Below are 23,509 nucleotides of genomic sequence, written 5' to 3'. Positions count from 1 at the left end.
AATTCATTTAATCAAGAAGTTTAAAAGCGGAACAATTGCTCGCCTTACCGGAACACACAGCACCATAAAATGAACCGACTCAACGCCTTGGCATTAAAAATCCTGTCCAAGACCAGGATTGTCGACGACGAGTATTATAAGAATAAATATCGTGACGTGGCAAGATCCGGCCTCGACACGAACTATCATTATTTCCACTACGGATTTTCCGAGGGAAGGCACCCCAACCTCGGGATGGAAAAGTTTTCAATTTGGCATTTCGAAAAAACCACCAGTTTTCTGATCAGGTTTTTTCTCGACGAAAAATTCTACCTGAAATACTACCCGGATGTCGCCGGCAAAGGGCTTTCTCCCGCTGAACACTACGCCAGCATTGGGCGCAAGGAAAACAGGAAGATCAACGAGGCTTCGGCGACGCTCGCTACATGGGCCTTTTTCTTGAAGCTGAAAATCAGGGACTTCAAGAAAATCCCACCCACCGAGGCTGTCCTGGAAAGTTACAGGCGCATGCTTTTCGAAGATGCTCAAAAGGGGATTTTCACGAGTTTCGTGGCAAACGAAATCTCTCGCCAATTGAACCTGCACGAAAATCAGATTTTGCTGGGTAAGTTCAAAACGATTTCATATACGGAACTGGTCGACGCAGGCCATGAGATTCAAATCCTCGAACCGTCCTACCCAATGACATTTCGAGAGCCGGAGGTCGTCGACTCGACCGCAGAGCGGCCACCTCGAACGGTCGAAGTCCCTGAACAATGGATCGCGTCGATAAAGGACGCGAAAGTCGTCGGCGGATTTCAGGTATTGTCCGGCGATCAATTTGTTATTTACGAACCGGCGGCAAATCCTCACGAGGGCTTTGTCGCGGGAATCTGGCAATACGTTGTATCGCTGAACCACAAACGCGATATTTTCCTCTGGTTTCGCCATGAGAAGACGATCACGCTTCCGGCAGCCATCTTGCTCGGTGGCCGATGCAGCCCCAATTACTATCATTGGCTGATCGAGTATCTGGGGAAGGCCTACCTGTTGTCGGGGCAACCCCAATTGGAAAAAATCCCGTTGCTCGTGGCCGACGGCATGTTCGAACAGGAATTCGAATCGCTACAGGCTCTTCTACCCGATTGGCCGATATATCGCCTCGACAACTCAACGCTGCTGAATGTCGACAATCTCTACGTGCCGTCGTCGTGTACCAATTTGGCCGACAACCTGCGCGAGCCCATGTGGAAAACCTCCGCGGTTTGCTTCAAGACACTGCAGCATATGCAGACCACGGTTTTCTCGAAATTCGGCATCGACCCGTCCGTCAGGGGAGTGCGCAAGGTATTCCTGGCGCGTCGCAGCGGGCGCAACATCGCCAACGCATCGGAGATCGAAGCACTCGTCGCATCGTTCGGGTACGAGGTCGTCGATACCGGAACCCTTTCCTTCGAGCAGCAGGTACGCCTGTTCTCCGAAGCGAGAACGATCATCGGAGCGATGGGCGCGGCCTTCACCAACCTGATCTTCTGCAAGCCGGAGACGGAAGTGCTCGCGCTTGCATCGCCTTATGCTCAGCTCTTCTGCTCGCAATCCAACATGGCATTGTTCGCAGGCTGTCGCTACAGAGTTCTTGCGGGGAGTCATCCGCTGTTTCGACCGGGCGACGAACTCACCATTGCAGACCCCGGCCTCTTTCAGGACAGCTACACGATAGATCCGGATCGGCTGGCCATCGAACTCGACGAAATCGAGCGGCGAACGGCCCGTTGAGCTTATCTGCGCGAGAGACCGCTCCAGATCTGGATCTTCTGCTGCTCGTGAGGAAACACCGCATCCCCACAGTGCTCGAAATTCGCTGAAAACCCCTTCAGCGCGACGGGGAGCGGCGGTAGGCTCGCGTCGGCGTTCAGCCGGATGGCAAGCACGGCGTTGCCGACAATGGCTTCGTTCGACGAGAGCACCGCATCGGCCTGGGCGACGTTGTTCAGCCAGGGCGTATCGATGGGCACCGCGTTCAGCGCCAGCGCGAGGCCAGGAACGTTGTAGAGCCCCAGGAACGGCGCGCCCGGCGCAATGCGGCATTTCGCGACCGCCGCGTCGACCTGCTGCATGAACCGCACGGTTTCCGCATCCACCTTCACCCGCCCCAACGGGCCGATCGTGGCGGGAAACGACTGCCGGTCCATGCGCTCGTTCAGGTTGTAGGGGATCTTGGCCTTGTAGACGAGGATCTGGGCGCTCGTCAGTGCGACGAACCCGACGAGGATGGCCATCGGCACCGCCGCATCCCTGCTCGCCGACGGCCTGGCATAGGCGGCGAGCGCCATCAAGGCGCCCCAGGAGGCCAGAGAAATGATCACCTGCCCGAAGAGCGCGTTGCCGGTTCCCATGGCCACGGTGTAGGGCAACAGGGCCAGCACGGAAATGAGCCCTCTGAAGCGCACAGGCATGGCCTGCCACAGGACCGCGAGCATGAGCGCCAGGAAAACCAGTGCCCGTTGCATGTACTCGATGTATTGCGGCATTCCGTACTCGAAGTACCGAGTGGCGAGAAGCGTTTGGCCGACCGCGGCGATCACAAGTGCGATCGTCACCCGACTTGTCCTGATCAGGTACACGAGCACCGCGACGATCAGGAATACGTTCGCGCGCATCGCATCGGCTGCGTAGCCCCCGAACTCGATGGCATAGCGAGCCAGCCGCGTGAAGATGGGCTCGGACTGGACCATCCTGAAGAGCGCCATGCCGCCACTGAAGGCCTGCACGGCTTCGCCTGGCGTGGATTGCGAGAAGAGCAGCGCGGCAAGCCCGAGCGATCCGCCGGCGACCACGGTTGCCAATGCCACCGTCTTGCGACCGCCCGACCGGTCCAGCCACAGCACGGCGACTGCCACGAGCACGAAGGTGGCCACGCCCGACGATGGCTTGCAGACGAACTCCACCGCAAGCGCGACGCCGGCCACGCCGAAAAGCGCGGTGCGCGAGACCGTCGATGTCTTGCCGCCAGCCAGCAACACCAGTCCCAGAGCCAGATAGGCACCCGCGGAAGCCAGCAGGTTGTAGCTCGGCGACACGTTGATGGTGATCGCATACAGCAGCGCGCAAACGACCGCGCCGCCGATCACGGCCACACGCCCCGACATCGGCGGCCGGCCAGGCGTGGCAAGCCCGCGCGCCGCAGCCAGCGCGCCCATGCCGAGCACCGCCGCGCTGCCCGCCAGCAGCACGAGGCCGGCCATTCGGAACGATGCAAGGCTGCCGGTGAGCTGCCAGATCGGCGCCGTCGCCCATTGCTGGGCGCTGATATAGAACCGGGTCTCGGCGGGATGGATCGCGAGCAGGAGGTAGTAGGCCTCGTCCGTGATCTCGAAGCCGCGGTTGCGCGACCAGACCGCATAGACGATCACCGCGCATGCGGCGACCAGCACGAACGCGGCGACCGCCGCCTCCAGCGCTCGCCACGGGGCTGTTGCACTGCCACCCGCCTCGTCGACGGGCGTGCCCTCGTCCACGGATCTCATGGCGTCGAGGGCTGCTCGACCCGCAACGACCAGAGCTTCGCGGAAAGAAAATTGAACAGCACGACGAACGGGATCAGCAGCAGTTGCCCATAGAACGGCGCGATGTGCGTGTTCGAGGTGAGCAGATGCAGCAACAGCACGTTCAGCGCCACCGAGACCAGGCCCGCGCCGATGTACTTGGCCAGCCGTGAGCCGAAGGTGATCTTCTCGCTCGGCTTGAAGACCCAGTAGTAGTTGAGCGTGTAGGTGAGCAGCATCCCGATCAGCGAGACCAGCACCAACGCGATCAGGTGGTTGATGCGCAGCACGACCACGGCCAGATAGAAAAGCACCAGCGTGAAAAAGAAGTTCACCCCCCCGACGACGGTGAACTTGGAGAACTGCGCGGCGAGAGACTTGAGACGAATCACGCGCCGGATTTCAGAAGCGGTCCCTGACGATATAGTTCGGCCGCTTGCGCACTTCCTCGTTGATACGCCACACGTATTCACCGACCACGCCCAGCATCACCATGATGAGTCCGCCGATCAGCAGGACGGCGATCATGAGCGGCGCCCAGCCGTCGAAGGGCGTCTCCCCCCGTGCCCATGCAACTACGATGCTGATGCTGTAGAGCACACCCAGACTGGAAGTCAGCAACCCCACCAGGGAGATGAAACGGATGGGCAGATAGGACGCATCCAGCATCGCATCGAGGAAATTCTTCAGCTTCTTGCCGAAGTTGTACTGCGACTTGCCGATGGTGCGCTTCTGCCTCTCGTAGGGGATCAGGCTGGTCCGGTAGCCGGTCCACAACAGGTCGCCCTGGAAGAACCGGTGACGCACGTCGATGGCGTTGAATTCGTCCATGACCTTGCGGTCCATCAGCACGAAGTCGAAGCCGCCCGACGGCATCTGCGGAATGGCCATGCGCAGCATGCCGTAGGCCAGGCTCGAGTACGTCTTGGCCAGCCAGGTGTCCGCACGGTCCGTGCGGTGGCAGATGACGATCTCCGATCCCGCGATCCACTTGTCGACCATCTCGGGGATCAGGTCCACCGGGTCTTGCAGGTCCGCCGAGATATTGATGACGGCGTCGCCTGTCGCCTCCTTGAAGCCCGCCAGCATCGCGGCCATCTGGCCGAAGTTGCGCGTGAAGGTCAGGCCCTTCACGTTGGGATCGATCGCGCGCAAGCTGCGGATCTCCTCCAGCGAGCCATCGGTCGAACCGTCGTCGATGAAGACCACCTCGTACTCGTGCGCCTTGAGTCGGTCCGCGAAGACGCCCGCGATCTTCTCGTGCGTCTTGGAGATCGCGCCCTCGTTCTGATAGACGGCGACGACAAAGGAAATCTTCATTTTCCGGGCCCGCGTTCGCACATGAGAAAGATGCTGGAGCACAGGTCCGGATAGACCTGTCCGAGCTGGTAGCAGCCTTCCAGGTACTCCTTGGAAATGATGTCGGTCTTCAACAGGCGGTCCCACTGGAAGTTCGCCAGCGCCTTGAAGAAGATCCCGCTGCGGTGCACCACCCGCAGCCCCGCCGCCACCGCATCGCGCTCCAGCGTGTCCAGCGAGTAGGTGCACCGGTGCCCGTGCTGCGCCTCGGCCGGCGTGACCGCGGCGTTGTGCGTGATCAGGCCCATCTTCACCGCGATCTGCCGCGAGGGCGCATTCGCGTTCGGGCACACCAGGAAGAAGCGCCCGTCGTCGCTCAGCCACTCCTCGTTGATCCGCTTGAGCACCTTGACCGGATCGTCCAGGTGTTCGAGCACATGGGTGAGCACGATGTTGTCGTAGCGGTGCGGCAGCGTCGCATCCTCGAAGCGCGAATGGATGAACTGCGCCTTGTCGCCCAGCCGCCTCCTCGCTTCGCCCAGCGCCACCTCGGAGGCCTCGACGCAGGTCACGTCGTCGAACCGTTCCACCAGGCGCCGCGTGAAGTCGCCCTTGAAGCTGCCCAGCTCCAGCACCTTTCCCGGCCGGATGAAGGGCTCGAACGACCTCAGCATGTACGGATGCATGACGTCGAAGTCAAATCCATACGCGTACTGGTGGTCCGCCGCGTCCGAGATCTCTTGGTCGTAGTTGCGTTCTGTGCTCATTCCTTGTCCCCACCCGTCGCCGGGCGCTCCATGCTGATCATTTCTCCCACCTGCGATACCGGGACGAAGCCCATGCGGGTGTACAGGCGGACCGCCGCCTCGCTGCGCGGATCGACCTCGAGCCTGTAGCGCCTGGCATGAGGAATGTCCATCCGATCGAAGCAACCCTGCAGCAGGCGCCGGGCCAGACCCGCGCCGCGGCAGGAAGGCGCCACGCTGACGTTGGTCACGAAGACCTCGAGTTGCGGATTGTCATACACCGCGACCAGTCCCACGAGCCCCGACGCCGCGTCCCAGGCCTCGAAACGCGTCGCCCTGCGCGCGATCTTCTCGGCGTAGGCGGCGATGTCCACGCGCCCGGCGAGCGGCGGCGTGAAGCTCTCGCTGCACTCCCGCAGGTGCCCGGCGATCTGGTCGGCCGAGGCCCGGTCGACCGCCAACTCGAAGCGCTCTGGCTGCATCGTTTTCCGTATCACTCGAGCACGGCCAGCCCGAAGCCGTGGCGTCCGAACTCGTTGCCGTTGTAGAGCAGGTAGACCTTGTCCCGGAAGGCAAAGGCATGCGGGTAGCACTGCATGTCCGAATCCCAGTCCGCCTCGGGGATGTCCAGCCGCGGGTTGTCGTCGTCGCGCATCCAGTTGGAGAGGTCGTCCGACCACGCGTGGCCGATGCGGTAGCCGCGGCCCTTGGTCGTGCGGAAATCGAACGACTGGCGAAAGCAGAAGAACATGTGGAAGCGGCTGCCAATCCTGACGACCGTGGGCAGCGCCTGGCTCTCGTCCGGCCCGAGGCTGTCGGAGACGATCTGCCGTGCCTCCTCCTTGCTCCAGTGGATCCGGTCGGTCGAGGTCGCGTGGCCGATCTTGTAGGTACGGTCGGGCGCCGCGCCGTCGGCGTACTGCTTCCAGCCGGTGCCGAAGATGTACCACATATGAAACACGCCATCGACCGGCAGCACGAAGGCATCGCCCACCAGGCAGGGCTCGTGCAACGATGCGCCCATGACCGGCCCATGGCCCAGCTTGTTGAAGGTGAGGCCGTCGTCATGGCTCTCGGCCAGGCCAACCGCGGTATCGACCGACACCGACACGCGCCGGTTCCAGCCGCAGGTGAAGGCCGAGATCTTTCCGTCGTGGCGCACCACGTTGATCGGGAAGATGCCGTGCTCATCGAAGCAGCCCAGTTCGCCCAGCGGGATGACCGGCTTGTCGGCCACACGGATCACGGTCCGCATGTCGGCGGCGACGTCGACGAAGGCGATGTGGCTCAGGAACTTGCCGTTCTTCGGATCGATGGCGCGCGTCGAAAAGTAGATCCGCACAAAGTCGTCGAAGACCAGCGTCTGCGGCGACTGCGCGAACTGCGCGCATCCGTTGGGGAGCGCGTGCGCCGTCGGGTCGAATATCTTGCCCAGCCTCTTCCACTTCATCGCCATGTCCTTACTCCAGCTTTCCGTCGAGCACCGCAAGGCCGAAGCCCTCGCGACCAACCTGGTTGCCCAGGTAGGCCATGTAGACCTGCCCGTCCACCTCGAAGACGTGCGGATAGCTGATCATTTCCGAATCCCAGCCCTCGTCGGCGACATCGATTCCGGCCTTGTAGTCGTCGCGCGTCCAGTGCAGCAGGTCGGTGCTGGAGGCATAGCCGATGCGATAGCCGAAGGTCTTGCCACGGTAGCCGGCGCTGTAGCGGTAGCAGAAGAACATGTGGTACTTGCCGTTCGCGAAGAACACGTCGGGACTGGCCTGCGCCTCGTCCTCCTCGATGCGGCTCTCGACGAGGTCGCGGTTCTCCTTGTGCCAGGTGACGCCGTCGTCCGACGTGGCCATGCGGATCTTGTAGACCGGCTCGGCGCGCCCGTCGACCACCTTCCATTTGCGCCCGGCGATGTACCAGAGGTACCAGCGATCGTTGAAGCGACGGATCTTCGGGCCGCTCATCACGAACGGCTCGTCGGGTGAATATCCGATCACCGGCCCGAGGCCGAGCTTGGTGAAGGTTTCCCCGTTGTCGTGACTGATCGCGCTGCCGATGGCCACGTTGAACGGCACCGATTCGCAGCGCGTCCATCCCGCGTAGTACGCGCGAACGTCCGCGCCGTCGCGCGCCACCGACACGGGATAGATGCCGAACTCGTCGAAGGCACCCAACGGCCCCAGCGGCAGGATCGGGTCCGCGCCGATGTTCACCACCTTGAAAAGGTCGCGGCGGTCCAGGTCGAGAAAGGCCGAATAGCTCACGTACTGGCCCTTGGCGTCGGCCTTGGGCCGGCATGAAAAATACACGCGCACGAAGTCGTCGAACAGCAGCGTCGCGGGCGCCTGCGCGAACTCGTTGAGCCATTCACGGCCATGTTGCGGGCCGGGGTTGAAGACCTTGCCCAGTTTTTTCCACTTGAACATGTTCAGACCAATTCGAATTTCGTCAGCAACGAGTCCCTGATCTCGTCGGCCGGATTGAACATCATGACGTCGACCATCGACAGCCACGGCACGAAGGGGGCCTTGCCGAACTGCCGGTACTCGACGGGCAAGGACCGGATGAACTGCAGCACGATGCCTTCCCGCGCGAAGCGTTCGCGCGAATAGAGCTCCAGGCCGCCGATGGTGTTGATGTAGGTGTCGGCTTGGCAGGCCGCGCAGATGGAGAGAACGCGGTCTTCGCCCTTTTGCGCATGGTCGGCCGGCACATCGGAAGATATCTCGATGCGCGTGGAAATGCCGAGGTACTTGCAGGTCTGGACGATCGAGGCATGGAGGTAGCGAAAGAGGTTCGCCTCCTCGTTCATGACGAGCGAGCGCAGCAGCTCGATGCAAGGCTCGAAATACGGCGCCCCGCGGTAGGCGCCGATGAACTGGTTCAGCAGCTTCTGCCGGTTGAAATCGGCCGCCAGCTCGCGCTCGACGACGTCCAGCGCATCGGAGTCCTTCTTCAGCGGCAGCGAGAAGATACCGTCGGTGTCGCCCTGCAGCAGCCGGTTGCGGTTGATCCAGCCCTTCTTCGTGTACTTGATGTTGTCGTACACCACGAAGAGATCCACCGCCGCGATCAACTGGAAATAGCCGATGTAGGGCAGAAAGTACGGCTGCATGATCCCGACCTTCATCGCGTCTCCATCCATTGCATGAATGCGCTCACAACGCCGCGATCAGGTCGACGATGCGCTCGACCTGATCGAGACCGAGGTCCGGATAGATCGGCAGGCAGAGAATGCGATCGGCCGCACGGCTCGCGTTCGGCAGCTGATCGCGGCTCGCCGTCGGAAGGCCGCGGTACATCGGGAATTCGGAGATCAGCGGATAGAAGTAGCGGCGCGGATGGACGCCGTGCTCCTTCAGGTGGGCGTAGAGCTCGTCGCGCGACAGTCGGTACTCGGGCCCCACGAGGATCGGGAAGTACGCGAAGTTCGCCACCGACTCGCCGGCGTCGGGCAGGCACACGATGCCCGGTACATCCGCGAGCAGGCGCCTGTACGCGACGTCGATGGCTCGGCGCAGATCCAGTGCGGTGTGCAGGTGCTTCAGCTGAAGCAGGCCCAGCGCGGCATTGAACTCGCTCATCTTGCCGTTGATGCCGGGCGCCACCACGGTGACCTCGCCCACGTGGCCGAAGTTCTTCAGCTGGTCGATACGGGTCTTGGTGGTTGCATCCTTGCAGACGATGGCGCCGCCCTCGAAGGTGTTGAAGACCTTCGTCGCGTGAAAGCTCAGCACGGACATGTCTCCGTGCCGCAGGATGCTGCCGCCCTCGTCCTGCACGCCGAAGGCATGGGCCGCGTCGTAGATCACGCGCAGGTTGTAGGTGTCGGCGATCGTCTGGATGGCCTTGGTATCGCAGGGATGACCGTAGCAGTGCACCGGCATGATCGCCGTGGTCTGCGGCGTGATCAGCGCCTCGATGCACGCCGGATCGAGGTTCAGCGTGCGCGGATCGACGTCGGCGAAGACCGGTTTGATGCCGTTCCACAGCAGCGAGTGCGACGTGGCAACGAACGAGTACGGCGTGGTGATGACTTCGCCGGTGATGCGCATCGACTGAAGTGCGGTGACCAGCGCGATCGTGCCGTTGGTGAAGAGCGCGATGTGCTCCACGCCCAGGTACTCGCACAGCGCCTTTTCCAACTGCTGGTGGAAAGGACCGCCGTTGGTGAGGATCTTCTTGTCCCAGATCTGCTGCAGGTAAGGCAGGAACTCGTCCAGCGGCGGCAAGTAGGGCTGGGTCACGTAGACAGGGTTGGTCATGGGCATTGTTCTCTGGATATTCACGAGCCCAGCATGGCAAGCACTTTCGCGCGCACCCTGTCCGCCGGGACGACATAGTCGGAATGCTTGAAGCTGGTGCTCTCGGTGGCTTCGCCTTCCATGAACTGCGGCTCGAACCCGAGGTCCAGCATCGGGCCCAGCCAACCGCCCCAGTTGAAGCTGTTCTGCTGGCCAAGAATGAGGGTCTTCACGTCGGTGGCCGCGAAGATGAGGCTATTGAGCGCGGACCCGTTGGGCGCGACGATGAACTCGGCCTCGCCGAAGGTGCGCACCTGGCGAGCGAAGTCGTAGTCCTCCAGGAAGATCGTTTCGAAGCCCAGGTCCCACAGGCCGTCGATGATCTCGGCTTCGTTGCGCAGGATTCGCCAGGCGCTGTTCTTGCGCGACAGGAACAGCCTGCGCGTGCGCTCGGGCGCAAGCGCGTGGCTCCTGGCAACGCCCTCCTTGATGTAGCGCATGGCCTCCGCCGTCCATGACGCTTGGTCCTCGGGCGGCACGGTGTGGTCCTTGAAGAGCTCCACGGGAAAGAAGGTGGTCGTCGGCGCCAGATGAAGGCAGCCGACCTTCAGTGCGGCACCACGCTCCAGGCGATGCACGGGGTTGCGCACGAGCGTCGCGAGGAAATCGAAATGGGATGCCGGCATGTCGGCGTCGACGACGATCGGCAGCTCCTCGAAGCGAGGATGTTTTTCGAAGTGGCGCAGCTTCGGCAGGAACTCAGCGAACCAGTGCCCGTAGGCATTGCTCGCAAGGCCCGAGAGCATGATCCCCTCGGCCAGGTGCGCAGGGGCTGGCAAGGGGGCGAGTAGCAGGGCATCGGAGCGCTGGGCCAACACGGTCTTGTCGTAGTCCAGGCTCACCTGGATGCCGTATTGGGGATGCGCGAGCACGTCGGACACGATGTCGTGGTCGCCGAGATAGACGAGGCTCGAGTTGCCGACGATCGTCGCGTCCCGCACCTCGGCGATGTAAGGCTCGCTTGCCAGCACGTGCTTCTCCTGCGGATCGCCGGCATAGTCCTCCGTCGGCGCGACGAGGCGGATCGAGGCCGGTTCTCCGAGACGCACATAAGGCTGGCCTTCTTCGCGCGTCCAGGCCGCCACGGAACGGATGCGCCTGAATGACGGCTTCGTCTCTCCCTTGCCATCGGCTGCGTGCGCGAGCCTTCGAGCCAGGTCGGCATCGCGCCGCCAGTAGAACAAGAACTTCAGCGTCAACAGCTCGGGAAGCCTGTCCCGCGCCGACAGCTCGTCGAAGAGCGCGGAGAGCGCGTTGCCGTCCGCGCTGTCGACCTGCGCTTTCGCCAGCGTCATCGCCGCCTCGAAAGGCTCGACGACGGAGTCGACCGGCAGCCCGCAGCAGTGCATGTAGTACACGATCGCCTCGTGGCGGTTGCCCAGCGCGCTTTCCACGTTCGCGAGGAGCAGGTTCGCGTAGTAGTCGCTCGGATTCAGCTTCCTCGCCGTGCGCAGGTGCGGCCGCGCGTCGGCCGGCCGGCCCGTCTGCGCGGCGGCGTAGCCGAGGAACAGCGAGGCCATGAAGCTCGTGTCCGGCGATGCGATCGTGGCCCGGCACAGATCGATGGCCTCGTCGAAGCGACGCTCCGCGGCCAATGCCATCCACCTGGCGTTCTCGGCGTAGATGTCGATCTCGGGCGCGGCCGGGCGGGCCTCGGTCGCCGGTTCGATCGCCGGCGGGGCCACCGGCGCGGGCGCCTCGGGCGAAGATCCGAAAAGCCTGTGTGCAGCCGCCTTCAGTCTTGTTCGAATGGTCATCGTTGAGTGTTTTCGGGCAGCACGGGACGGGATTGTTCCTGATCGATCGCCGGCGCTCGCGCCGGTCGACTCACAGGGCGTTCTGGACGAATCGGGGAAGGTTGAGTCCGAAGCTCTCGGCTTTGGCGAGGAAAGCCGGGTCTTCGGACAGCGCCACCAGATATTCGACGCCGATCATGCGCATCTCGTCCCGGGGGTGGGACAGGAGGAACAGCGCCTTGTCGAAGCGGGTCAACGGCGTGGCGGGATCGGCCACGGGCTCGAAGAGGTAGGGAAACGCGCGCCGGAATTCGGCGGCACCGCCGGTGTCCAGGACCGACTTGAAGATCGGGATCGACTCCGCGGTCGACGCGAAACTCGCGCGCGGCGAAGAGAGATTGGCCGAGTGCCTGCGGTACTTGACGACACGTGGACCGGTTTCCGCCAGGCTCAACCCCGCCGCCGCGGCGCGCAGCCAGTAGTCGTAGTCCTGCAGCTGGATCAGGCCGGGGCGGAACCATCCGACCATCTGCACGGCCTCGCGGCGCATGAACGCGGTGGGTGCGCAGAGGAAGTTGCCTTCGAGCAGCAAGGTGCGCAGCAACGGCTGGTCGGGCCGCTCGTCGAAGAACACCGGGAACGAGGCGTCATCCAGCGGTTGGCCGGAACCGTCGATCAGCAGCGGCTTCGAGAACACGATGTCGTGCGACGTCGTCCGCATGATCTCCAGCTGGATGTCCATGCGGTCGTCGACGCACACGTCGTCGCCGCCCAGCAGCGCGATGAACGATCCGGTGGCCGCCGCGATGCCGGCATTGATCGCCGCCGACGGCCCCCCGTTCTTCTGCCGCAGCAGCACGATGCGATCACCGAATTCGGCGGCGAGCCGATCGGCGCTCCCATCGGTCGAGCCATCGTCCACGACCACGATCTGCAGGTCTCGGCAGGTCTGCCGGACCGCACTGCCCACCGTTTCGACGACGAACTCCGCCTGGTTGAAGATGGGGATGACGACAGTGACCAGCGTGGAAGGCATGAAGCGAACCCGGCTCAGGCGAAGAAGCCGCGGATGTGGCCCACCACCGTATCGACCTGCTCGGGCTTCATTTGCGGCCAGATGGGAAGCGACAGGGTCTCGTTGGCGGCGGCGGTGCCCAGCGGCAGGCTGTCGGCCGGCAGGCCGAGTCCGGCGTAAGCGCCCTGCATGTGGGGCGCGATGGGATAGTGAACCAGCGTCTGTACACCCGCTGCCGTGAGGTGGGCCGACAGCTCGGCGCGACGCTGGGTGCTGACCACGTAGAGGTGGAACACGTGCGTGCTGTCCGCGGGCACGAAGGGGACGCGCAAGTCGCCCACGCCCTTCAGGCCCTCGGAATATCGCGCGGCCAAGGCTCGGCGCTTGTCGTTCCACGCATCGAGCCGCCCGATCTTCGTGCGCAACAAGGCGGCCTGCAGTTCGTCCAGGCGTGAGTTCACGCCGGCGACTTCATGGATGTACTTCTGGGTGGAGCCGTAGTTGCGCAGCATGCGCAGGTCGGCGGCCAACTGGTCGTCGTCGGTCACCACCGCGCCCGCATCGCCCATGGCGCCCAGGTTCTTGGTGGGATAGAAGCTGAAGGCGGCCGCATTTCCCAGCGTGCCGGTCCGCTTACCGTGATGGGTCGCACCGTGCGCCTGTGCCGCATCTTCGAGAACGAAGATGCCCAGTGGGCGGGCGATCTCGTTGATCTTGTCCATCGCGGCGGGAAGGCCGTACAGATGGACAGGCATGATGGCCTTGGTCTTGCTCGTCAGCTTTTCCTTGATTCGCGCCGGGTCGATCAGGTACGTGGCCGGATCGATCTCGACCGGCACGGGCGTTGCGCCCACCATGGAGACGCCCAGCCACGAGGCGATGAAGGTCTGCGAGGGCACCAGCACCTCGTCGCCGGGTCCGATGCCGCGCGCACGCAGCGTCAACGCCAACGCGTCAAGGCCGTTGCCCACGCCAATGCAATGCTTGGCGCCGCAATAGGTGGCAAATTCCTTTTCAAAGGCGCTGACTTCCGGCCCCATGATGACGTGACCACTGGTCATGACCCTCGAAAAAGCCTCGGTGAATTCGTTCGCCAATTCGGCATGGCCGGCATGAATATCGAAAAACGGAATCATAATTTACCCTTTGCGCGCCACAGAAATAAAATCTTCGTAATTTCGGATGTAATCCGATTCCTCGTATCGCATGGAAGCAAGAACCAGACAAACGGCGCCGGAAGAAAAATTCTCCAACTCCCGCCACACCAGGGATTTCATGAAAATCCCCTGGAACGGCCGATTGCAGGTGATCGTCTTTCTTTCAAATCCGTTGTCCAGGACGACGTCGAAACTTCCGGCTACCGCAATGATCAATTGCTGCAACTCATGGTGGGCGTGGCCGCCTCGAGATTCCCCGGCGGGTACGTCGTAAAGGTAATAGACCCGCTTGACGTCGAAGGGGATGTGCCGGCCGCCTTCAACGAAGGTCAGATTGCCTCGAGGGTCGCTCAATCGCTCCAGATCAAGCAGTTCGACGGCATTGCTCAACGAATGCCGAGGGTTTATTACTTCTTTCATGGTAGGCCCTTTTGTTTTTTTATGTCATATTCAAAGCCGCGGCAATGACCGCATCTTCATCCACATGATAATCATCGTGCACGCTGTAAAGATCGTCTCGTGCGTAGGCCCTCGGGCCTTGCAAAATCGTCACCGTAGCGCCGGAAACCCTGCCGAGCAGTTGCCAGAAATAAAGCTGATGACTCGGATGATCGGAGGCTAGAACGATGACGTGGACACCCGGGCGGCACCAGACCAGATTGGTCATCTGCGCACCCGTGGGTCCCACGATGATTTCCGCTTCCTGGAATATTCGAATTTGCGACTCGACATCCAGTTTCTCCGCCCGAAGGACTTCGAACCCGATATCCGAGATACGCTTCTCGATGCTTTCCTGGTTCAGCAGCCTGCGGTAGTTGCCATCACGGGCCGCGAAGATCTTTCGTTTTCCGGCGGAGGTTTCGGCAGGAAAGGCGCTCCGCAAGCGATCTACGCCCTTTCGGATGCGCCCGACGTCCAGCCCGGTCTGGCGCGCCATCCAGCCCCCCTTGTACGCATCGACGACAGATGTCAAGTCCGATGGGTAATACATCCGCTTGACCCGGTACAAGGTACCTTTTTCCAATTCGATGATAGGTCGCCCTGCCACATTGGCAAGCTCGAACAGCTTCTTGATATTTGGATGAAGGCCGTCGGTCGAAAGAAACGGGATATTCGGAGGGACGCCAGCCTCCTCCGCAAGAATCATCCTCGGAATTGTTTCTGCGATGAAATGAAAATAATTGTTTTCATATTCATGCATGATATTGAGTCCAGACGCGACCCATGCCGACTGACGCGCAGTGATTTCGATATTCAAGTGGCCAAGAACCGGAGATCGCGTTGCCTTCGAATATTTGATGGCGGCATCTTCTTTTTCGAGGAAATGCGCGTTTTCGTCATGCAACACATCTTCGCCAGGCCCGATCAGATAACGCGTTCCCGCAATCGCGATCGAATCATCGATTTCGGCGACGAATGCATTTTTCGGATACTCGGGTGCACCGTCGACGCCTTCGCAAAAATTTCCAGGCGCCTCGTGAAAAATACGGGCAGCACCTATTCCCGCCGATGCAAGCGAATAAACCGAACTGACCTGCAGATCCACGGAGCAGGGTCGCGACAAAAAAGAAGGCGGCAGGCCTGCCAAGAACCCAGACAGCGCCATCACGGAGTCGAAATGCGCGAGCCGCTGCGGGAGGCGCCCTTCAGTCGCGCCGAATTTCAGGTAGTGCAACAAGGGGCTCAAATTGGCGGCAGCCACGTCCGGATACTCATCCAGATACCATTGCGGATCGAATCGCTCACTGGGTGACTCGCCCGCCCGTTCTCCGATTTCCAGGTAGTGCTGCAGCGGATTGCTCCGCGTGGCACGCAGCTCCGGATGGCGGTCCAGATACCAGCTGGTATCGAACATTCGGTTGGGATTGCCCTTCAGAAAGCCGCCGTCGAGGAAATGCTCCCAGGGGTTGCCGATCACCTCATTCGCTTGAAATCCCTTGCGGTACCAATCGGCGTCGAAAAGCTCGGACAAGGACGGCCGCTTGCGCGGAATCCGCCTGCGGATGGCCCCCTTGGCGGCCGCAAGCAGAGTAGCTTTCTTTTCCTGAGTCGAAGTGCTTCTCACGACTTTGCAGCCTTCACGCTGCCGAATTCGTTTGCGAATATCTCCGTACACAATCCCGCGCATGCGGCCGAGTCCGCAAGGTCGATAGGTGGTCTCATCGTTGCTTGGCTTTTTTTATTGGAAATGCCTGGTGCGCCGCCGAACCCGATTCGGCAACCCCTGAAAATCGAAACTCCGTCTGCCGACGCCTATCCCGGCAGTTCGGCCATGGCAAAACTGGGCGCCGCCGCATCCTTGGCGGACAGCAAGGGCGCCATTCCGATCTCGGGCCATCCGATGGCCAGGGTTTCATCGTTCCATGCAATGCAACGCTCATGCGTCGGCGCGTAGTAGTCGGTGGTCTTGTAGAGAAAATCGGCGGAATCGCTCAACACCAGAAACCCGTGCGCGAGGCCCGCAGGCACCCACATCTGCGTCTGGTTTTCTTCCGAAAGTACGCTGCCCACCCATTGGCCGAATGTCGGCGAAGAACGACGAATGTCGACAGCGACATCGAACACAGCGCCGCGCACCACGCGCACGAGCTTGCCTTGCGGCTGTCGGACCTGGTAGTGAAGCCCGCGCAGGACGCCCTTCGCCGATCGCGAGTGATTGTCTTGAACGAACTCGACATGCTGGCCTACAGCCTCGTCGAACGCCTTTTGATTGAAGCTTTCGAAGAAGAACCCGCGCGCATCGCCGAACACCTTCGGCTCGATCAGCAAAACGTCCTTGATGGCCGTCTCGGTCACCTTCATGGTTGCGCTCCTTCGGTCAGCAGGCGACTGAGATACTTGCCGTACCCGTTCTTCTGCAGCGGCGCTGCCAGCTTTGCCAATTGCTCGTCGTCGATGAAGCCGTGGCGCCACGAGATCTCTTCGGGACATGCGATCTTCAGCCCCTGGCGATGCTCGAGCGTTGCGATGAACTGTCCCGCCTCAAGCAGGCTTTCGTGGGTACCGGTGTCCAGCCACGCGTAGCCGCGCTGCATGATCTGAACGTTGAGCTGGCCGAGGTCGAGGTAGGCCTGGTTGACCGCGGTGATCTCTAGTTCGCCGCGCGCGCTGGGCTTGACGGCCTTGGCGATGTCGACGACCTGGTTGTCGTAGAAGTAGAGACCCGTGACCGCGTAGTTGCTCTTGGGCTTGGCCGGCTTTTCCTCGATGTCGCTGGCCTTTCCCTGGGCATCGAATGCGACCACGCCATAGCGCTCCGGATCCTGCACGTGGTACGCGAAGACCGTCGCACCGGTCGCATGCGCATCGGCATTTCCAAGCAACTGTGCGAAATCGTGCCCGTAAAAGATGTTGTCGCCCAGCACGAGAGCGCTCGACGCGTTGCCCAGGAACTTCTCTCCGATGATGAAGGCCTGCGCCAACCCATCGGGACTCGGCTGCACCGCGTACTGCAGGTTGATGCCCCACTGGCTGCCGTCGCCCAGCAATTGCTGAAAGCGCGGCGTGTCCTGCGGCGTGCTGATGATGAGAATGTCTCGCATGCCACCGAGCATCAACGTGCTGAGCGGGTAATAGATCATCGGCTTGTCGTACACCGGCAGCAGTTGCTTGCTCATGGCGAGCGTTGCCGGGTGCAACCGGGTGCCGGAACCGCCGGCGAGGATGATGCCTTTGCGTTGCGTCATGGGGGGTTCTGCTTTCCTGTGAATCAGAGAATTTCGCGCAGCATGCGCGCGACGCCGTTTCGCCACGGCGGAAGCACCAGGCCAAAGGCGGCCTGCAGCTTGCTCGTATCGAGGCGCGAGTTGTGCGGCCGCGTGGCCGGCGTGGGAAAGGCGCTGGTTGGCACCGCCTCGACCTGCTGCGGCCCGGCCTTGAGCTCGACGCCGGCCTGCTGCGCGAGTTCGAGCACATAGCGCGCGTAGTCGTACCAGTTGGTCTCGCCACCCGCGATCGCGTGATAGAGCCCGGCCTTCGACGGATCCTGCAGCGTCGCGCGAATCGCATGCGCCGTGACGTCCGCCAGCAGTTCCGCACCGGTGGGGGCGCCGAACTGGTCGTCGATGACGGTCAGCTTGTCGCGCTCCTTGGCCAGCCGCAGCATGGTCTTGGCGAAGTTGCCGCCGCGCGCCGCATAGACCCAGCTGGTGCGAAAGATCAGGTGCTTCGCGCAGTGCCGCGCCACCAGTCGCTCGCCTTCGAGCTTGGTGCTGCCGTAAACGCTCAGCGGCCCGGTCGCATCGTCTTCCTTCCAGGGCTTGCTGCCGCTGCCGTCGAAGACGTAGTCGGTCGAGTAGTGGACCATCAGCGCGCCGATCTCCTGCGCGGCCTGCGCCACCACGCCGGGCGAGGTGGCGTTGAGCTTGCGCGCGAACTCGGGCTCGCTCTCCGCCTTGTCGACGGCGGTGTGGGCGGCGGCATTGACGATCACGTCGGGGCGCACCTGCCGCACGGTATCGGCCAGTTGCTCGGGCCGGCTGAAGTCGGCGTGGAAATCGGTGCTGTCGAAATCGAGCGCGACCAGCTCGCCCAGCGGCGCGAGGCTGCGCTGCAGTTCCCAGCCGACCTGTCCGCCCTTGCCCAGCAGCAGCAGCTTCATGCGGGGGCCTTCGCGTCGTACTGCTTCTCGACCCAGGCGCGGTAGGCGCCGCTTTGCACGTTGCGCACCCAGTCGCCGTTGGCGAGGTACCACTCGACCGTCTTGCGGATGCCGGTGTCGAAGGTCTCGGCCGGCTTCCAGCCGAGCTCGCGCTCGAGCTTGCGCGCGTCGATGGCGTAACGGCGGTCGTGGCCGGGGCGGTCGGTCACGTAGGCGATCTGCTCGGCGTAGCCCTTGCCGTCGGCGCGCGGGCGCAGTTCGTCGAGCAGCGCGCAGACGGTCTTCACGATCTCGATGTTCGGCTTCTCGTTCCAGCCGCCCACGTTGTAGGTCTCGCCGAGCCGGCCGGCCTCGAGCACGCGGCGGATGGCGCTGCAGTGGTCCTTGACGTAGAGCCAGTCGCGCACCTGCATGCCGTCGCCATACACGGGCAGCGGCTTGCCGGCCAGCGCGTTGACGATCATCAGCGGGATCAGCTTCTCGGGGAAATGGAAGGGGCCGTAGTTGTTCGAGCAGTTGGTGGTGAGCACCGGCAGGCCGTAGGTGTGGTGCCAGGCGCGCACGAGGTGGTCGCTGGCGGCCTTGCTGGCCGAGTACGGGCTGTTGGGCTCGTACTTGTTCTCCTCGGTGAAGGCCGGGTCGGTCTTCGAGAGCGAGCCGTAGACCTCGTCGGTCGACACGTGCAGGAAGCGGAAGGCCGCCTTCTGGTCGGCAGGCAGGGCGTTCCAGTGACCGCGCACCGACTCGAGCAGGCGGAAGGTGCCGAGCACGTTGGTCTGCACGAAATCCTCGGGGCCGTGGATCGAACGGTCCACGTGCGATTCGGCCGCGAAATTGACCACCGCGCGCGGCTTGTGCTCGGCCAGCAGGCGGTCGAGCAGCGCGCTGTCGCCGATGTCGCCCTGGACGAAGATGTGGCGCGGATCGTCCTTGAGCGAGGCCAGGGTCTCGAGATTGCCGGCGTAGGTGAGCTTGTCGAGGTTGACGACCGGTTCGTCGCCTTGGGCGATCCAGTCGAGGACGAAATTGGCGCCGATGAAGCCGGCGCCGCCGGTAACCAGGATCATGGGGTCCCCTGTGCTGTGTGATTGCTGAGTTGTTGGGTCGAAGCCGCGCGGGCGCGGCCGGGCGTGAATTATCCCACCCGTGCGCAAGGCCGAATCCTCCGGTTGGCGGGTGTGTGCGGCGCGCCTACAATCGCCACCCATTGCAGGAGAGCGGGCCGCATGCATCGCGCAGGCAGCCCCACCGAAGGCGCAAACTCCCATAAACGCTCAGGTCGGCTCCACGCTTCGCGCGGGGCCTGTACTGCAACCACTGAAACGCCGTCTGGAGAGCCAGCACAAACGCCCATCGCGGCCGTGCTGCGCCGAAGGAGCAAGTCCGTTGCGAGGTGCAACGGATGAAACTCTCAGGTACCGAGGACAGGGGGAGCGGCAATTGGACGGTCGTCCGGTTGCGCGCTATCTTTTCAGTAGCACAACCTTCACGCCGTTCAAGCGCTTCGACCTCGAAAGGTACTTGAAATGCGCGTGATCGTATTGGGCGCCGGCCTGCTCGGCGTGACCTCGGCCTACTACCTCCAGCAACTCGGCCACGACGTGACCGTGATCGACCGCCAGGCCACCCCGGCCGCCGAAACCAGCTTCGCCAACGGCGGCCAGATCTCGGTGAGCCATGCCGAGCCCTGGGCCAATCCCAGCGCGCCGCTCAAGGTGCTGCAATGGCTGGGCAAGGAAGACGCCCCGCTGCTGTTCCGCATCCGCGCCGACATGCGCCAGTGGCTCTGGGGCCTGCAGTTCCTGCGCGAGTGCACGCCCGCGCGCACGCGCCACAACATCGAGCAGATCGTGCGCCTGGGCACCTACAGCCGCGACACCTTGCAGCAGCTGCGCCGCGACGCCGGCATCCGCTACGACGAGCGCACGCAGGGCATCCTGCACTTCTACACGACGCAAAAGGAGTTCGACGGCGCCCTCGCGCCCGCCGAGCAGATGCGCGCGCTGGGCTGCGAGCGCCAGGTGATCTCGGCCGACGAGGCCGTGAAGCTCGAGCCCGCGCTGGCCCACATCCGCCCGCAACTGGCCGGCGCCACCTACACGGCCGAGGACGAATCGGGCGACGCCAACCGCTTCGCGCGCGAACTCGCGAAGCGCGCGGCCGAGGCCGGCGTGAAGTTCCTGATGAGCCACACCATCACCGCGCTGCGCGAGGCGGGCGGCGCGATCGACCACGTCGAGGCCACCGACGCCGAGGGCCGCTTCCAGCGCATCCGCGGCGATGCCTTCGTGATGGCGATGGGCTCGCTGAGCCCGCTGCTGGCGGCGCCGCTGGGCATCCGGCTGCCGATCTATCCGGCCAAGGGCTATTCGGTCACGCTGCCGGTGAAGGACGCGAGCAAGGCCTACCAGGTCTCGCTGACCGACGACGAATACAAGCTGGTGTTCTCGCGCTACACCTCGGAATCGGGCGACCGCATGCGCATCGCCGGCACGGCCGAGCTCAACGGCTACGACCGCGACCTCAACCGCGTGCGCTGCGAAGCCATCGTGCGCCGCGTCGAGCAGTTGTTCCCCGGCGCCGGCGACACCGCCCAGGCCCAGTTCTGGACCGGCCTGCGCCCGGCCACGCCGAGCAACGTGCCGCTGATCGGCCGCACGAAACTCGCGAACCTCTACCTCAACACCGGACACGGCACGCTCGGCTGGACCCATGCCTGCGGCTCGGGCAAGTCGATCGCGCGCATCGTGAGCGGGCTGGCGCCGGAGGTGGATTTCGCGTTCACGGGGCTGCCCAGGCCCGTGACCGGAATGGCACGGCCCGCGTTGAGCTGAGGCCCGGAAAGCGGACTGCCGCACGCAGAGGACGCGAAGGTTTCGCGAAGGACGCGGAAGAAACCGTCAAGAAGAATTCTTGATGGTTTTCTTCGCGACTTCCGCGCTGCTTGGTCTTCCTTCCGCGTTCGGCTGTCCGATCCCGATTTCAGTCGTCCGCCGTGAACACCGTCAGCACCCCCGTGTAGCCATACACGTGGTGCCTTGCGATCTCGCCCGCGGCGAAGAAGCCGACCAGCGGCACGTCGCCCAGCGCATGGCGCACGATCTGCAGTTCGGCGCCGGGTGCGCCGAAATGCGGGCCGCCGCGGCCCGAGCAGCTCACGTAGACGGCACCGGCGATGCGCCGCGCGGGATGCGGCGCCGCCTCGGCCTCGCCGGCGGCGACGGCGCGCGCGGTGGCCAGGGTCTGTTCCTCGGGCTCGAGCTCCTCGCGGATCTCGGCGCAGATGCGCATCAGGTCGGCGCGCGCGGCCTGGGCGTTGCGGCGGCAGAAGCTCAGGCGCATGCCGGCCTCGGCCACGTCGGCGATCGCGATGCCGCGGCGCGTGGGGTCGAGGCCGATGATGTGGCGCACCAGCACGTCGGCGCCGAGGTCGCCGGTGCGGCGGATGCCGTCGCTGCCGGCATCGACCAGGCCCACCAGGGTGGCGCGCACGGCCTCGATGGCTTCCTGCGGCCGCTCGAGCGAGACCTGCAGGTCGGCCAGCAGCACGTCGAGCGCGGGCTCGCCGTCGAGCTGCAGCACGAGGTTGCCGTCGGCCTCGGTGATCTCGCGCTCGCGCGCGCTGCCCGAGCGCAGCGGCTGGCAGCCCTGCGTGACGCGCGACACCAGCCGCACGCCCTCGCCGAACACCACGCCCGACAGGCCGCCCGAGAACACGCCGCCGGCCGCGCCCTGGCCGCGGATGTTGCCGTTGCCGCCGACCGCGAACTGCAGCGCGCCGCCGCGGCCCGAGGAGAGGCCGCCGAACAGGTAGCCGGTGTCGGTACGCCCGGCCATCTCGCCGATGAGCTCGGTCAGGTCGGGGGTGGCGGGATCGGCATGCACCAGCGCCGTGTGGGCCTCGAAGCCGCTCATCTCGGAGCTGGCGAGCGGCGCCACGCCCGAGAACACGCGGTACTGGTCGCTCGGCAGCGCGCAGAGCATCAGGCTCAGGCCGGGCTCGTCGAAGTACTCGGCATTGTTGGCCGACACGCCGACGCCCACGGTGCCGGCCCAGTCGGTCACCTCGGGCAGCTCGGCGCTCAGGTGGTCGAGGATCTCCCGCGCGTCGACCGCATAGTGGTCGGTGATGTAGAGCAGCCCGAGCGTGGGTGCCGAGGCGTAGTCGGGCAACGCCATCTGCGCGCGCAGCTGGGCCAGCACGAGGCCGGCCGCCATGCGCCATTGCGGATGGGTGGCGTGACCGGAGGGAAACAACTTCATCGTGCCAACCTGCTTCATTCGATGTTCAGGACAAGGGGGCTCAGCGTCGGCCGCCCGTTCGCTTGCGGGCCGCGGGCGCCGCGGCCGGCTTCTTCGCCGCCGGTCGCTTGGCGGCGGTCGAGGCCTTGCGGGGGGTGGACTTGCGCGAGGCGCTCGGGGTTCCCATGGCCTTGTCGACGGCGTCGGCCAGCGGCTGGGTCACGGCGGGCATCTTGAGCTGGGCCGCGTCCTGCAGCGCGGTGCTCGCGATCTGCTGGAACTGTTCGGTCAGCGAACCCCACCACTTGAGCGGGTCGACCGCGCCGCCGGCGGCGGCATCGGAGGAGGCCTTGGCGGCCGGCCTGGCCTTGCGGCGCGGCGGGGGTGCCTCTTCCTCTTCCTCTTCCTCCTCTTCGTCGAGCTCCTCTTCGTCCTCGAGCTCGACCTCCGGTTCGGGCGCCGCGGCCGGCGCGACTGCCGGCGCCGGGCTGACCGCCGCGGCCGCCGCGTTCGCCTGCCGCGTGAACGCGCCCGCGAGGTCCTCCATGCGCACGTTCATGCCGCGCAGGGTGGACAGCGTCATCTTCTGCACCTCGAGCGCCTGGATCGTGGCCTTGAGCGCATGGCCGTTCTGCTCGAGCCAGTACTGCACCGTCTTGAGTTCCTGGATGCGCTTGTCGACCTCCTCGACGCTCATGGTGGGCGCCACCCAGCTCGCCAGGCTCGGGATGCCGGGCACGGAACCGGCGCCGGTCGCGCCGGCCGCGAGGTTCTTGAGGAAGTCGAAGCCGGGTACGAACTGGCTGAAATCGAAGGGTTGGCTGGCTTTGTTCATGCGGCGGTCTCCGGTCGGGCGGGTGTTGTGCTGCCAGCTTACTCCAAGGCAGGG

General features: G+C 63.8%; 22 protein-coding genes and 1 riboswitch. Of the genes, 2 read left to right on the top strand and 20 right to left on the bottom strand.

The window, feature by feature from the left end; genetic code table 11:
* Positions 1 to 69 precede the first annotated feature (69 nt).
* On the top strand, positions 70 to 1,755 hold the full coding sequence (locus INQ48_04640) for a glycosyltransferase family 61 protein (protein QRF58545.1): 1,686 nt from the start codon (positions 70 to 72) through the stop codon (positions 1,753 to 1,755).
* 2 nt (positions 1,756 to 1,757) lie between these two features.
* On the opposite strand, the gene INQ48_04635 is transcribed toward INQ48_04640, so the two are convergent.
* From INQ48_04635 to rfbB, 18 genes are all read right to left on the bottom strand, one after another.
* Positions 1,758 to 3,506 (bottom strand): hypothetical protein, encoded by a 1,749-nt coding sequence (locus INQ48_04635; protein ID QRF58544.1) that lies wholly within the window; start codon positions 3,504 to 3,506, stop codon positions 1,758 to 1,760.
* Positions 3,503 to 3,916 carry a GtrA family protein gene (locus INQ48_04630; GenBank protein ID QRF58543.1) on the bottom strand — a complete coding sequence of 138 codons (414 nt, stop codon included), beginning with the start codon at positions 3,914 to 3,916 and terminating at the stop codon, positions 3,503 to 3,505. Before INQ48_04630 ends, INQ48_04635 begins: the two co-directional genes overlap by 4 nt.
* A 10-nt stretch (positions 3,917 to 3,926) precedes the next feature.
* Complete coding sequence (locus tag INQ48_04625) at positions 3,927 to 4,844, bottom strand: glycosyltransferase family 2 protein (GenBank protein QRF58542.1); 918 nt, start codon at positions 4,842 to 4,844, stop codon at positions 3,927 to 3,929.
* Positions 4,841 to 5,590 (bottom strand): class I SAM-dependent methyltransferase, encoded by a 750-nt coding sequence (locus INQ48_04620; protein QRF58541.1) that lies wholly within the window; start codon positions 5,588 to 5,590, stop codon positions 4,841 to 4,843. The genes INQ48_04625 and INQ48_04620 overlap by 4 nt, the downstream gene beginning before the upstream one ends.
* Positions 5,587 to 6,051: a GNAT family N-acetyltransferase gene (locus INQ48_04615; GenBank protein ID QRF58540.1), complete on the bottom strand. Its 465-nt coding sequence runs from the start codon at positions 6,049 to 6,051 to the stop codon at positions 5,587 to 5,589. Before INQ48_04615 ends, INQ48_04620 begins: the two co-directional genes overlap by 4 nt.
* A gap of 11 nt (positions 6,052 to 6,062) precedes the next feature.
* On the bottom strand, positions 6,063 to 7,019 hold the full coding sequence (locus tag INQ48_04610) for a hypothetical protein (GenBank protein QRF58539.1): 957 nt from the start codon (positions 7,017 to 7,019) through the stop codon (positions 6,063 to 6,065).
* Between the two features lie 10 nt (positions 7,020 to 7,029).
* Positions 7,030 to 7,992 carry a glycosylase gene (locus tag INQ48_04605; GenBank protein QRF58538.1) on the bottom strand — a complete coding sequence of 321 codons (963 nt, stop codon included), beginning with the start codon at positions 7,990 to 7,992 and terminating at the stop codon, positions 7,030 to 7,032.
* Positions 7,993 to 7,994: 2 nt separating this feature from the next.
* The gene (locus INQ48_04600; protein QRF58537.1) at positions 7,995 to 8,696 is read right to left on the bottom strand and encodes a WbqC family protein; all 702 of its coding nucleotides are present in this window, start codon (positions 8,694 to 8,696) and stop codon (positions 7,995 to 7,997) included.
* Between the two features lie 28 nt (positions 8,697 to 8,724).
* Positions 8,725 to 9,831, bottom strand: coding sequence for a DegT/DnrJ/EryC1/StrS family aminotransferase (locus tag INQ48_04595; protein ID QRF58536.1), 1,107 nt, complete (start codon positions 9,829 to 9,831; stop codon positions 8,725 to 8,727).
* Between the two features lie 20 nt (positions 9,832 to 9,851).
* The gene (locus tag INQ48_04590) at positions 9,852 to 11,627 is read right to left on the bottom strand and encodes a DUF563 domain-containing protein (protein ID QRF58535.1); all 1,776 of its coding nucleotides are present in this window, start codon (positions 11,625 to 11,627) and stop codon (positions 9,852 to 9,854) included.
* Positions 11,628 to 11,697: 70 nt separating this feature from the next.
* A complete protein-coding gene (locus tag INQ48_04585; GenBank protein QRF58534.1) occupies positions 11,698 to 12,642 on the bottom strand; it encodes a glycosyltransferase in 945 nt (314 codons plus the stop codon).
* 14 nt (positions 12,643 to 12,656) lie between these two features.
* A complete protein-coding gene (locus INQ48_04580; protein ID QRF58533.1) occupies positions 12,657 to 13,757 on the bottom strand; it encodes a DegT/DnrJ/EryC1/StrS family aminotransferase in 1,101 nt (366 codons plus the stop codon).
* A gap of 3 nt (positions 13,758 to 13,760) precedes the next feature.
* Positions 13,761 to 14,198: a WxcM-like domain-containing protein gene (locus tag INQ48_04575; GenBank protein QRF58532.1), complete on the bottom strand. Its 438-nt coding sequence runs from the start codon at positions 14,196 to 14,198 to the stop codon at positions 13,761 to 13,763.
* 19 nt (positions 14,199 to 14,217) lie between these two features.
* A complete protein-coding gene (locus INQ48_04570; protein ID QRF58531.1) occupies positions 14,218 to 15,843 on the bottom strand; it encodes a glycosyltransferase family 61 protein in 1,626 nt (541 codons plus the stop codon).
* Positions 15,844 to 16,031: 188 nt separating this feature from the next.
* On the bottom strand, positions 16,032 to 16,580 hold the full coding sequence (rfbC, locus tag INQ48_04565) for a dTDP-4-dehydrorhamnose 3,5-epimerase (protein ID QRF58530.1): 549 nt from the start codon (positions 16,578 to 16,580) through the stop codon (positions 16,032 to 16,034).
* The gene (gene rfbA / locus INQ48_04560) at positions 16,577 to 17,464 is read right to left on the bottom strand and encodes a glucose-1-phosphate thymidylyltransferase RfbA (GenBank protein QRF58529.1); all 888 of its coding nucleotides are present in this window, start codon (positions 17,462 to 17,464) and stop codon (positions 16,577 to 16,579) included. The genes rfbC and rfbA overlap by 4 nt, the downstream gene beginning before the upstream one ends.
* A gap of 23 nt (positions 17,465 to 17,487) precedes the next feature.
* Positions 17,488 to 18,378, bottom strand: a complete 891-nt coding sequence (gene rfbD, locus INQ48_04555) for a dTDP-4-dehydrorhamnose reductase (GenBank protein ID QRF58528.1) — start codon at positions 18,376 to 18,378, stop codon at positions 17,488 to 17,490.
* Positions 18,375 to 19,445 (bottom strand): dTDP-glucose 4,6-dehydratase, encoded by a 1,071-nt coding sequence (rfbB, locus tag INQ48_04550; protein ID QRF58527.1) that lies wholly within the window; start codon positions 19,443 to 19,445, stop codon positions 18,375 to 18,377. Before rfbB ends, rfbD begins: the two co-directional genes overlap by 4 nt.
* A gap of 252 nt (positions 19,446 to 19,697) precedes the next feature.
* Positions 19,698 to 19,816: riboswitch (glycine riboswitch) on the top strand.
* Between the two features lie 88 nt (positions 19,817 to 19,904).
* Between rfbB and INQ48_04545 the strand changes: the two genes are divergently transcribed.
* Positions 19,905 to 21,212 carry a D-amino acid dehydrogenase gene (locus tag INQ48_04545; GenBank protein ID QRF58526.1) on the top strand — a complete coding sequence of 436 codons (1,308 nt, stop codon included), beginning with the start codon at positions 19,905 to 19,907 and terminating at the stop codon, positions 21,210 to 21,212.
* Between the two features lie 148 nt (positions 21,213 to 21,360).
* Here INQ48_04545 and INQ48_04540 read toward each other — a convergent pair whose 3' ends face one another.
* Positions 21,361 to 22,641, bottom strand: coding sequence for an FIST C-terminal domain-containing protein (locus INQ48_04540; protein QRF58525.1), 1,281 nt, complete (start codon positions 22,639 to 22,641; stop codon positions 21,361 to 21,363).
* A 40-nt stretch (positions 22,642 to 22,681) separates the two neighbouring features.
* Positions 22,682 to 23,455 (bottom strand): hypothetical protein, encoded by a 774-nt coding sequence (locus INQ48_04535; protein QRF58524.1) that lies wholly within the window; start codon positions 23,453 to 23,455, stop codon positions 22,682 to 22,684.
* Positions 23,456 to 23,509 lie beyond the last annotated feature (54 nt).

This window comes from Variovorax paradoxus (genome assembly GCA_016806145.1).
Taxonomy (GTDB): Bacteria; Pseudomonadota; Gammaproteobacteria; order Burkholderiales; family Burkholderiaceae_C; genus Variovorax.
Note: the sequence above shows the minus strand (reverse complement) of the source record. Positions and strands in the feature narration are given on the sequence as shown.